General features: G+C 65.1%; 7 protein-coding genes. 6 read left to right on the forward strand and 1 reads right to left on the reverse strand.

The annotated features are described in order from the left end of the window. Positions 1–2,558, reverse strand: a 2,558-nt coding sequence (gene mutS / locus Q0602_RS00380) for a DNA mismatch repair protein MutS (RefSeq protein WP_298837258.1), incomplete at its 3' end; no start/stop codon positions are given. Positions 2,559–2,777: 219 nt separating this feature from the next. Here mutS and Q0602_RS00385 point away from each other — a divergent pair. The 6 genes from Q0602_RS00385 (at position 2,778) to Q0602_RS00410 (ending at position 9,772) form a co-directional block, all read left to right on the forward strand. Next, the gene (locus Q0602_RS00385; RefSeq protein ID WP_295035252.1) at positions 2,778–2,963 is read left to right on the forward strand and encodes a hypothetical protein; all 186 of its coding nucleotides are present in this window, start codon (positions 2,778–2,780) and stop codon (positions 2,961–2,963) included. A gap of 209 nt (positions 2,964–3,172) precedes the next feature. Further along, positions 3,173–3,715 (forward strand): CinA family protein, encoded by a 543-nt coding sequence (locus tag Q0602_RS00390; protein WP_298837261.1) that lies wholly within the window; start codon positions 3,173–3,175, stop codon positions 3,713–3,715. Positions 3,716–3,883: 168 nt separating this feature from the next. Next, positions 3,884–4,948, forward strand: a complete 1,065-nt coding sequence (gene recA, locus Q0602_RS00395) for a recombinase RecA (protein WP_295035256.1) — start codon at positions 3,884–3,886, stop codon at positions 4,946–4,948. 29 nt (positions 4,949–4,977) lie between these two features. Continuing rightward, the gene (locus tag Q0602_RS00400; RefSeq protein WP_298837265.1) at positions 4,978–5,487 is read left to right on the forward strand and encodes a regulatory protein RecX; all 510 of its coding nucleotides are present in this window, start codon (positions 4,978–4,980) and stop codon (positions 5,485–5,487) included. Positions 5,488–5,864: 377 nt separating this feature from the next. Further along, positions 5,865–8,468, forward strand: coding sequence for an alanine--tRNA ligase (gene alaS, locus Q0602_RS00405; protein ID WP_298837268.1), 2,604 nt, complete (start codon positions 5,865–5,867; stop codon positions 8,466–8,468). Positions 8,469–8,527: 59 nt separating this feature from the next. Next, positions 8,528–9,772 (forward strand): aspartate kinase, encoded by a 1,245-nt coding sequence (locus Q0602_RS00410; protein ID WP_149434544.1) that lies wholly within the window; start codon positions 8,528–8,530, stop codon positions 9,770–9,772. Positions 9,773–10,015 lie beyond the last annotated feature (243 nt).

A 10,015-nucleotide genomic window follows, 5' to 3' on the forward strand; every position in this document is an offset into this window, starting at 1 on the left:
AGCAGATCCAGCGCCGCCCGGGGCGTCAGCGAGTCGATATCCAGCGACTCCAGTGCTTCGAGTACCGGGTGCGGTGTGGCGGCGAACAGATCCGCCTGCTGCGGTCCCGGGGGCTGGGCGTGCACGTCGGACGCCACCGGCATGGCGGCAGGCTGCTCGAGACTGGCCAGCTTGTCGCGGGCGCGGGCGATCACGGTCTGGGGCACGCCGGCGAGCTGGGCGACCTGCAGGCCGTAGCTCTGGCTGGCCGGTCCCTCCTCGACGCGGTGCATGAAGACGATCCCGTCGCGATGCTCCGCCGCGGTCAGGTGGACGTTGGCCACCGTCTCCTGCTGCTCGGCCAGCGCGGTCATCTCGAAGTAGTGGGTGGCGAACAGCGTGAATGCCCGCTGGGCGGCGAGATGCTCGGCGCTGGCCCAGGCCAGCGAGAGGCCGTCGAAGGTGCTGGTGCCGCGGCCGATCTCGTCCATCAGCACCAGGCTTTCGGCGGTGGCGTTGTGAAGGATGCTGGCGGTTTCGGTCATCTCCACCATGAACGTGGAGCGACCGCCGGCGAGATCGTCGCTGGAGCCGATTCGGGTGAAGATCCGGTCCACCGGACCGATCTCGGCGCTGTCCGCGGGCACGAAGCTGCCGGTATGGGCGAGCAGGGCGATCAACGCCGCCTGGCGCATGTAGGTCGACTTGCCGCCCATGTTGGGGCCGGTGATCACCAGCATGCGACGATCGTCGTCGAGGATCAGGTCGTTGGGCACGAAGGGGTGCTGACTGACGTGTTCCACCACCGGGTGACGACCGCCGATGATGTTGAATCCCGGTTGTTCCAGCAGGCGTGGACGCACGAAATCGAGATGCTGGGCGCGTTCGGCGAAGGCGCAGAGCACGTCGAGCGCGCCCAGCGAGCGACCGGTGGCCTGCAGCGCATCGAGATCGGCATTGAGCGTGTCGATCAGGCTCTCGTAGAGCAGTTTTTCCCGCGCCAGCGCGCGAGACTTGGCGGACAGCGCCTTGTCCTCGAACTCCTTGAGTTCGGGGATGATGAAGCGCTCGGCGTTCTTCAGCGTCTGGCGGCGGATATAGTCCGCCGGCACCTCGCGAGCCTGGGCGCGCGGTATCTCGATGTAGTAGCCGTGGACCCGGTTGTAGCCGACCTTGAGGCCCGGCAGGCCGGTACGTTCGCGCTCACGAAGCTCGAGCTGGATCAGGTAGTCGCCGGCGTGTTCGGCCAGCCCGCGATACTCGTCGAGCTCGGCGTCGAAGCCTTCGCGGATGACACCGCCGTCCCGGATCACCACCGGCGGGTTGTCGATCAGCGCCTGGGTCAGGGTGTCGGCCAGTTCGGGATAGGGGTGGATATGGCGGGCGAGGTCGTCCAGTGCGCTCTCGCCTTCGATTCGCTGGAGATCGGCCTGCAGCGTCGGCAGCACGTTGAGCGCGTCGCGCAGGCGGGCCAGATCCCGGGGGCGGGCGCTGCGCAGTGCCACCCGCGCCAGGATCCGCTCGACATCGCCCACCTCGCTGAGCGGCTCGCGGATCAGCAGGTACTGGTCCGCGTCGAGCAGCAACTGCACCGCTGCCTGGCGGGCGCCGACCTGATGCCGGTCACGCAGGGGCCGATTGAGCCAGCGCTTGAGCAGACGCGAGCCCATCGGCGTGACGGTCGTGTCGAGCACGCTGGCCAGGGTGTTGTCACCACTGCCGCCGAGGTTGATGTCGATCTCGAGATTGCGTCGGCTGGCGGCATCGATCACCACCGATTCGTCACGGTTCTCGACGCTCAGCGCGGTGACATGGGGCAGTCGGGAACGCTGGGTGTCCCTGGCGTAGTCGATCAGCACGCCGGCGGCGACCAGCGCGGTTTCGAGATGGGTGCAACCGAAGCCCCTGAGATCGGCGACCTCGAACTGGTCGCACAGCAGACGGTTGGCGGTCTCCAGGTCGAAATGCCAGTCGTTCTGGCGTTTCAGGCCGGTCCGCTCCGCCAGCGACGGCGAGAGGTCGAGGCTTTCGGCGACCAGCAGCTCCGCCGGCTGCAGCCGATGGATCTCGGCCAGCATGTCGGCCTCGCCATCGATCTCGAGCACGCTGAAGCGGCTGCTGGAGAGTTCCAGCCAGGCGATACCCCAGCGTTCGCCGGTGCGATGGAGGGCCACCAGCAGGTTATCGCGGCTGGCATCGAGCAGGGCTTCGTCCAGCAGCGTTCCCGGTGTGACGATGCGCACGACCCGGCGCTCCACCGGCCCCTTGGCCGTGCTCGGATCGCCGATCTGTTCGCAGATGGCCACCGACTGGCCGGATTTGACCAGTCGCGCCAGGTAGGACTCGACGCTGTGGTAGGGGATGCCCGCCATGGGGATCGGCTTGCCGGCCGACTGCCCGCGGGCCGTCAGCGTGATGTCGAGCAGTTGCGATGCACGCTTGGCATCGTCGTAGAAAAGCTCGTAGAAATCGCCCATCCGGTAGAAGAGCAGCACGTCCGGATGCTCGCGCTTGATCTTGAGGTACTGCGCCATCATCGGCGTATGCTGGGTGCTCTTGCTGGAGGCCGCGTCCTGCATGGTGTCTCGGAAGCTCCGTCGATTCTGGGGACACAGAGGGGGCATCGGAATGCCGGGTCGTACGCTGAGGGGCAAGGTTACCACGCGGTGGCTGGGTCCGGCACGGCGCGAGGTGGCGGTCGCCTTAGAGGGGATCATGCATCAGGTGTAGTGATTTCAGCCTGAGTGCCCGCCGATAACTCGTTACAGTGTGTGAAATCGGTACTCGAGGACTCCCATATGGCCCGGTTGGTGCTCAACCACCTCAGTGATTCCACGTATCGCCTGCTGGCCATCGAAGCCAACAAGCGTAACGTCAATCTCAGCGAACTGGCCGTTGTGCTGCTGGAGATCGCCGTTGCCGAACTGGCGGCGCGTCATCCTTCCGTGATTCCTCCGCCCCGGGATCCCCGCGAACCGGATTGACCCGCCTCCCGCCACCGCCTTGCTCCCGCCAGGGCGTGCTCCTCCATCCGCGATACGCAGGCGTCCCCGCAGTGTCCCTTCGGCGATTGCATGAACCACGATTCTCCGCATACTGGATGGCGATCGGTTTCTCCTTCGGCTCTGCCCCCGCCGTCGCCCGGGGAGCGGCGGCCGACGGGTAGAGCGACCCCTGAAAGAGGAAGTTGCCCATGACGAACGACTCCACATCCCCGCTGGGCGCCGAACCGGATTGCGAGGCGCTCTCCCGGCGTCTGGGGGAGGCCTGTCTGGCGCTGGGTGTCCGGCTGACCACCGCGGAATCCTGTACCGGGGGCGGCGTCGCCAGCGCCATCACGGCGATCGCCGGCAGCTCCGCCTACTTCGAGACCGGCTACGTGACCTACGCCAATGCCGCCAAGCAGCGCCTGCTGGGAGTGTCGCGGGCCACACTGGAGACCCATGGCGCGGTCAGCGAGGAGACCGTCAGGGAGATGGTCGTCGGTGCCTGTCGCGATAGCGGGGCCGAACTCGGTGTCGCGGTCAGCGGCGTTGCCGGCCCGGCCGGGGGCAGTCCCGACAAGCCCGTGGGCACGGTGTGGTTCGCCTGGGGCAACCCACACCATCAGCGGGTGCAGCGTCATCAGCTGCCGGGGGACCGTCGGCGGATCCGCGAGTCGGCGGTTGCCGTGGCGCTGTCGGGACTGATCGAATCGCTGGCGGAAAGCCGGCCCGACAACGCCTCTTCACGATGACAGCAAGCCGGCGTCCGGGGCTCCGCGGCGGCAGGATTGAAAATCTTCGGCGGGGGATAGGCGGGAGCGCTTTTTTTCGCCATACTACTGTCTAACCATACAGTGCGTGAGCCGAGCGCTGCGACCGGCGCTGCCCCGCCTCACTTCGTGCATCCATAGGAGACGTTCATGGCACAGGACGAAAACCGCAGCAAGGCACTCAATGCGGCACTGTCACAGATCGATCGTCAATTCGGCAAAGGCACCGTGATGCGCTTGGGCGATACCCCGCGTACCGCGATTCCGGTGGTGTCGACGGGGTCTCTGGGCCTGGATATCGCACTGGGTGTCGGCGGGTTGCCTTACGGTCGTGTCGTCGAGATCTTCGGTCCGGAATCCTCGGGCAAGACTACGCTGACCCTGTCGGTGATCGCCCAGGCCCAGAAGGATGGCAAGACCTGCGCCTTCGTCGATGCCGAGCACGCGCTCGACCCGAGCTATGCCGAAAAACTCGGTGTCGATCTCGACGAGCTGCTGGTTTCCCAGCCCGACACCGGCGAGCAGGCGCTCGAAATCTGCGACATGCTGGTGCGCTCCGGTGGCGTCGACGTCATCATCATCGATTCCGTGGCGGCGCTGACGCCGCGCGCGGAGATCGAGGGGGAGATGGGCGATTCCCACGTCGGCCTCCAGGCGCGCCTGATGTCCCAGGCGCTGCGCAAGATCACCGGCAATATCAAGAACGCCAACTGCATGGTGGTGTTCATCAACCAGATTCGCATGAAGATCGGCGTGATGTTCGGTAGCCCCGAGACCACCACCGGTGGCAACGCGCTCAAGTTCTACTCCAGCGTGCGCCTCGATATTCGCCGTATCGGTTCGGTCAAGCAGGGCGACGAGGTTACCGGTAACGAAACCCGGGTCAAGGTGGTGAAGAACAAGGTGGCGCCGCCGTTCCGTCAGTCCGAGTTCCAGATCCTGTATGGCAAGGGCATCTACCATGCCGGCGAGGTCATCGATCTCGGCGTGCAGTGCAACCTGGTCGACAAGGCGGGGGCCTGGTACAGCTACAAGGGCAGCAAGATCGGCCAGGGCAAGGCCAACGCTGCCCAGTATCTCGAGGAGCATCCCGAGGTGATGGCCGAGATCGAAACGCAGATTCGGGCCCAGCTGCTCGCGGTACCGGCAACCAAGGAGAAGGAACCCGAAGCGGCCGTCGCCGAAAGCGATGACTCCGGCGATACGCTGCTGTAAGCCGCTATCTCTGGAGGGCGAGGGTATCGATGACTGAGCGCAACGACGCCTTCTGCGGTGACGCCGCTTCTCGAGAGGATGTGTCCCGGGAGGTGTCCCCCCGAGACGTTGCCATTCGGTTCCTGGCCCGGCGCGAGTACTCCCGCGTCGAGCTGGAAACCCGCATGAGCGCGAAGGGCCTGGAGCGCGAGGATATCCGCCAGGCCCTGGACGAACTGGCGAGGGAGGGGCTTCAGTCCGATGCGAGATTCGCCGAGGTCTTCGTCCGCTCGCGCATTGCGCACGGGCAGGGCCCCGTCAAGATTCGCGTCGACATGGCACGGCGGGGAATCGATGAGTCGCTGATATCTTCGGCTTTCGAGAGTGAGGCCCCCGACTGGGAGGATCTGGCGAGTCAGGCCCTCGCCAAGCGCTTCGATTCTCCGGGGGGCACCCCGCGGGAGCGTGCCAAGAGAGAGCGCTTCCTGGCGGGGCGGGGCTTCGAGTTCGAGCAGGTTCGCCATGCCATGAGGCACGCCTGGTCGAGCAGTATCTCCTGAACCTTCGTCACGAGTCATCACGCGCCTCTGCCCCCGGATTTCCGGGGCTTCCCTCCCGCATCTCTACCGCAAGCCGGCAGCCCGCCGGAACGCTGCGCTCCTGTTACTGCTCCGCCTGCTCCATCTGCTCCGCCGCCATGCGCCGCACGCGATACTCGTCCCGTGTATCGCCCACCCGCCGGTTACCCACGACCCGTGGCGGGGGTGTCGGGCCGACCACAATGGTGTCGCACTCGACAGACTATCGGCCGACCACGTTATACTAATGCGCTTTGCGATGGCAGGAGAGGCGTTCACGGCGCCTCTTCATTGCCGTGTTCTGTGTCGCCACGTGGTCTGCTAGCCGCCGTGGGCACGCCTATCGCCACGGATTGTTTATGAAAAGTGCAGATATCAGACAGGCTTTCCTGAGCTTCTTCGAGGAGCGCGGGCACACCATCGTACCTTCCGCCTCTCTGGTGCCGGAAAACGATCCCACGCTTCTCTTCACCAACGCCGGCATGGTGCCGTTCAAGGACGTGTTCCTGGGCCGGGACCCCCGTCCCTACGTGCGCGCCACCTCGGCGCAGCGCTGCGTGCGCGCCGGTGGCAAGCACAACGATCTGGACAACGTCGGCTATACCGCTCGTCACCACACCTTCTTCGAGATGATGGGCAACTTCAGCTTCGGCGACTATTTCAAGGCCGATGCGATTCGCTACGCCTGGACGTTCATCACCGAGGTTCTGGCGCTGCCCAAGGACAAGCTCTGGGTCACGGTCCATATCAGCGACGACGAAGCGGCCAGAATCTGGATCGAGGATATCGGCGTCGACCCCGCGCGGTTGTCACGTCTGGATGAGGACAACTTCTGGCAGATGGGTGACACCGGCCCCTGCGGCCCCTGCTCGGAGATCTTCTACGACCACGGCCCGGAGGTCTGGGGCGGCCCGCCGGGAAGCCCGGAAGAGGATGGGGATCGCTACATCGAGGTGTGGAACCTCGTTTTCATGCAGTTCGACCGCGACGCCTCCGGCAACATGAATCCGCTGCCCAAGCCGTCGATCGATACCGGCATGGGGCTGGAGCGCATGGCCGCGGTGATGCAGGGCGTCCACTCCAACTACGAGATCGACCTGTTCCGTAACCTGCTGCTGGCCGCGTCCGAAGTGACCGGCCACGACGACATCAAGACGCCGTCGCTGCGGGTCATCGCCGATCATATCCGCTCCTGCGCGTTTTTGATCGTCGACGGGGTGCTGCCGTCCAACGAAGGGCGTGGCTACGTGCTGCGTCGCATCATCCGTCGTGCGGTACGCCATGGGCACAAGCTGGGCGCCAGCGAGCCGTTCTTCCACAAGCTGGTGGCGGCGCTGGATGCCGAGATGGGCGAGGCCTACCCCGAGCTGCGCCAGGCCCGCGATCAGATCGAGCGGGTACTGCTGAAGGAGGAGCAGCAGTTCGCGCGGACGCTGGATCACGGCATGAAGCTGCTCGAAGAGGCGCTCTCGGCGCTCGAAGACGACGTCCTGCCAGGCGAAACCATCTTCAAGCTCTACGACACCTACGGCTTCCCGTTCGACCTGACTGCCGACGTCTGCCGCGAACGCGGCGTGATGCTGGACCAGGCAGGGTTCGAGCGCGAGCTGGAGGCGCAGCGCCAGCGGGCGCGTGCCGCGAGCCAGTTCGGCGGCGACTATGGTGCCGCGCTCGAGCTCGAGGGCAGCACCGAGTTTACCGGTTACGATCGGCTCGAGGATTCGTCGAAGGTAACGGCGATCGTCGATGAAGCGGGCAATGCGCTTGCGGCGCTCGAGGAGGGCCAGAAGGGTGTCATCGTGCTGGATCGCACACCTTTCTATGCCGAGTCGGGCGGTCAGGTGGGCGATACCGGCTATCTTCAAACCGACGGTGGCCGCTTCCAGGTGACCAACACGCGCAAGCAGGCGGGGCATCATCTCCACGAAGGCGTGATGGTCGGCGGGCGCGTGACCGTCGGCGAGAGGCTCGCGCCGCAGGTGGATCCTGCGCTGCGACTGGCAACCATGCGCAACCACTCGGCGACCCACCTGCTCCATGAAGCCTTGCGGTTGACCCTCGGCGATCATGTCCAGCAGAAGGGTTCGCTGGTCAGCGCCGAACGTCTACGCTTCGATTTCAGCCATTTCGAGCCGCTCACGCCGGAGCAGCTGGCGCAGGTCGAGCGCATCGTCAATGCTCAGATCCTGGCCAACGCGCCGACACGGACCGAGCTGATGACGCTCGACGAGGCCAAGGCGAGGGGCGCTCGCGCCCTGTTCGAAGCCAAGTACCTCGATAGCGTGCGCGTGCTGACGATCGGCGCCGACGACTTCTCGATCGAGCTTTGCGGTGGGACGCACGTGGCCCGCAGTGGTGACATCGGGCCGTTCCATATCGTTTCCGAGTCCGGCACCGCGGCGGGTGTGCGACGTATCGAGGCGATCACCGGCGAGGCGGCGATGGCGTGGTTCGCCGTGCAGGAGCGTGAGCTCAATACGGTCGGCGAGCGCCTGAAAGCCAGGCCGGAGCAGATCGTCGAGCGACTGGATGCCGTGCTCGAGAGACAGCGGGGGCTGGAAAGGGAACTCGAGCGTCTCAAGGCCAAGTTGGCCAGCGCGGCGGGTAGCGATCTGCTCGGGAAGGCGCAGGAGGTCGAAGGGGTCCGGGTATTGGCGACCCAGCTCGAGGGGGTCTCCGGCAAGGACCTGCGGGGGCTGCACGACCAGCTCAAGCAGAAGATGGGGTCTGGCGTGCTGGTGCTGGCGACGGCCCAGGAAGGCAAGGTCAGCCTGATCGCTGGAGTGACCGACGATCTGGTCGCCAAGGTCAAGGCCGGCGAGCTCGTCAACCACGTCGCTGCGCAGGTCGGTGGCAAGGGGGGCGGGCGCCCCGACATGGCCCAGGCTGGCGGCAGCGATCCGGCACGGCTGCCGGCGGCGCTGGAGAGCGTGCCAGCCTGGATTGCCGAGCGGCTGGCCTAAATGCATTCACGACCGGCGCCAGCGCCGGTCGACAACGCTAGGGAGCATTGAGCAGACTCATGGCGCTATACGTACAGAAATTCGGAGGCACATCGGTCGGCTCGGTGGAGCGGATCAAGGCCGTGGCCGAGAAGGTCAAGCGTGATCGCGACGCCGGGCATCGGGTCGTCGTCGTGGTATCGGCGATGAGCGGCGAGACCAATCGCCTCATCGGCCTGGCCAGTCAGATCAACGAGGATCCGACGCCGCGCGAGATGGACATGCTGGTCTCGACCGGGGAGCAGGTCACCATTTCGCTGCTGGCCATGGCCCTGCACCAGTTGGGTGTGCCGGCGACCTCCTACACCGGCGCCCAGGTGGGCATTCGCACCGATAGCGCGCATACCAAGGCACGCATCCAGCGTATCGAGACCGATGAACTCCAGGAGGATCTGGATGACGGCCAGGTAGTGGTCGTGGCGGGTTTCCAGGGGGTCGACGAGGAGGGCAACATCACTACCCTGGGGCGCGGCGGCTCGGACACCACCGGCGTTGCGCTGGCCGCGGCACTGAACGCGGACGAGTGCCAGATCTATACCGATGTGGACGGCGTTTACACCACGGACCCCAGGGTCTGCTCCAAGGCGCAGCGCCTGGAGAAGATCACGGTGGAAGAGATGCTGGAGCTGGCGAGTCTGGGCTCCAAGGTCCTCCAGATCCGGGCGGTGGAGTTCGCCGGCAAATACAACGTACCGTTACGCGTGCTCTCGAGTTTCGAGGAAGGTCCGGGCACGCTGATCGTGGCAGACGAGGAATTCGAATCGATGGAAGAACCGCTCATCTCCGGTATCGCCTTCACCGCGAACGAGGCCAAGCTCACGCTGCTCAACACGCCCGACGTTCCCGGCGTGGCGTCGAGAATTCTGGGTCCGATCGCCGATGCCAATATCGAAGTCGACATGATCGTCCAGAACGTGGCGCCGGCGGGCGACTACACCGACTTCACCTTCACCGTTGCCAAGGGCGACTACAAGCAGACCATGCGGATTCTGCAGAACGACGTCATCCCGGCCCTGGGTGGCGGCGACCTGCGGGGCGACGAGAACATCGCCAAGGTTTCGCTGGTCGGCGTCGGCATGCGTTCCCACGCCGGCGTCGCGTCCAAGATGTTCCGCGTTCTCTCCGAAGAGAACATCAACATCCGGATGGTATCGACGTCGGAGATCAAGATTTCCGTCGTGATCGACGAGAAGGCGATGGAGCTTGCGGTGCGAGCGCTGCACACCGCCTTTGGCCTCGACAAGGACAGTATTCAAAGCGAATGATCGAATAACGCCTTCACGAATGGCCCAGGCGTTCTACGCTAAGGGGGAGTTGGAAGAAAGCGAAGGAAACATGCACTCTTTCAACGATGCCACGGGTTTTCATGGAATGGCGTCATTGGCCTGAGGGCCCGTATGACGCATAATCGCTCCTCGGGTGGCAGACCTGCCTTGCAGGAGGCCCGAGAGCTTGACCCGAGAATGGAAGAAGGCCCTGAGAAGGAGATCAGATAATGCTCATCCTGA

It is taken from the genome of uncultured Salinicola sp., from assembly GCF_937921195.1.
Lineage (GTDB): Bacteria > Pseudomonadota > Gammaproteobacteria > Pseudomonadales > Halomonadaceae > Salinicola.

Excerpts from the sequence above, each read along its gene's own strand:
- Q0602_RS00385 (WP_295035252.1), top strand. The coding sequence starts at position 2,778 with ATGGCCCGGTTGGTGCTCAACCACCTCAGTGATTCCACGTATCGCCTG.
- Q0602_RS00390 (WP_298837261.1), top strand. The coding sequence starts at position 3,173 with ATGACGAACGACTCCACATCCCCGCTGGGCGCCGAACCGGATTGCGAG.
- recA (WP_295035256.1), top strand. The coding sequence starts at position 3,884 with ATGGCACAGGACGAAAACCGCAGCAAGGCACTCAATGCGGCACTGTCA.
- Q0602_RS00400 (WP_298837265.1), top strand. The coding sequence starts at position 4,978 with ATGACTGAGCGCAACGACGCCTTCTGCGGTGACGCCGCTTCTCGAGAG.
- alaS (WP_298837268.1), top strand. The coding sequence starts at position 5,865 with ATGAAAAGTGCAGATATCAGACAGGCTTTCCTGAGCTTCTTCGAGGAG.
- Q0602_RS00410 (WP_149434544.1), top strand. The coding sequence starts at position 8,528 with ATGGCGCTATACGTACAGAAATTCGGAGGCACATCGGTCGGCTCGGTG.